This is a genomic window from Oceanimonas baumannii, assembly GCF_002245495.1.
GTDB classification, from domain to species: Bacteria; Pseudomonadota; Gammaproteobacteria; order Enterobacterales; family Aeromonadaceae; genus Oceanimonas; species Oceanimonas baumannii.
Map to the genome: position 1 here is coordinate 1 of NZ_NQJF01000056.1, position 1,013 is coordinate 1,013.

The following is a 1,013-nucleotide window of genomic DNA, read 5'->3' on the forward strand; positions in this document are numbered from 1 at the left end:
GCATTTCTCCACCCATACCGCCCATGCCAGCCATCCCTGACATATCACCACTACCCATTCCAGCCATCTTGCTGTGGTCCATCCCGGCCATGCTGGACATGTCGCCTTTGTCCATGCCCGCCATCTTGCTGTGATCCATACCCGCCATGTTAGTCATGTCACCGCTGTCCATGCCGGTCATCCCGGTCATGTCGCTTTGGTCCATACCGGTCATCTTGCTGTGGTCCATGCCAGCCATGCCCGACATTTCACCTGACTTCTTCTCGGCGCCGCCCATACCGGCCATGCTGCCATGGTCCATACCAGCCATACCGCCCATCCCCATGTCATCCATAGTGACGATTGGACGTGGATCTATAGCAGGTACCTGAGCAACTAGCCCTTCACGAAGTGCGAGGGTTCCGCGTGCATAACCCGTCCGATCCATAGACTGGGCGAAGATGGTGTAAGCCTCTTCACTGGCAGGCTCTACGATCACGTCATACGTTTCAGCTACGGCGATGCGGAATTCGTCAACGCTCACTGGGTTCACGTGTTGGCCGTCGGCGGCCACAACGGTCATTTTCAAACCAGGAATGCGGACGTCGAAATAGCTCATCGCCGAGCCGTTGATAAAGCGTAGGCGTAGCTTCTCACCCGGCTTGAAAATACCGGTCCAGTTACCGTTGGGCGCCTGGCCATTCATGAGATAGGTGTAAGTATCTGCGCTGACGTCTCCAAGGTCGGTTGGGCTCATGTTCATTTCAGCCCACATCTTCCTGTCAGCTACTGTTGCTGACCAACCTTGCTTACTGACATCGTCGATGAAATCACCAACAGTGCGTTTATGGTGGTTGTAGTAGCCCGACTGTTTCTTAAGCTTGGCCATGACACGACTAGGATCTTCATCGGTCCAGTCAGTCAACATCACCACATAGTCGCGGTTGTATTGAAAAGGTTCAGGCTCTTTCGAGTCGATAACGATTGGTCCGTAAACCCCTGCCTGCTCCTGTAACTGTCTCTTATACACATCT

General features: G+C 53.9%; 1 protein-coding gene. It reads right to left on the reverse strand.

The window, feature by feature from the left end; all coding sequences use genetic code 11:
• Positions 1-1,013: copper resistance system multicopper oxidase (locus tag B6S09_RS18905; RefSeq protein WP_500689011.1), on the reverse strand; the 1,013-nt coding region annotated here is incomplete at both ends.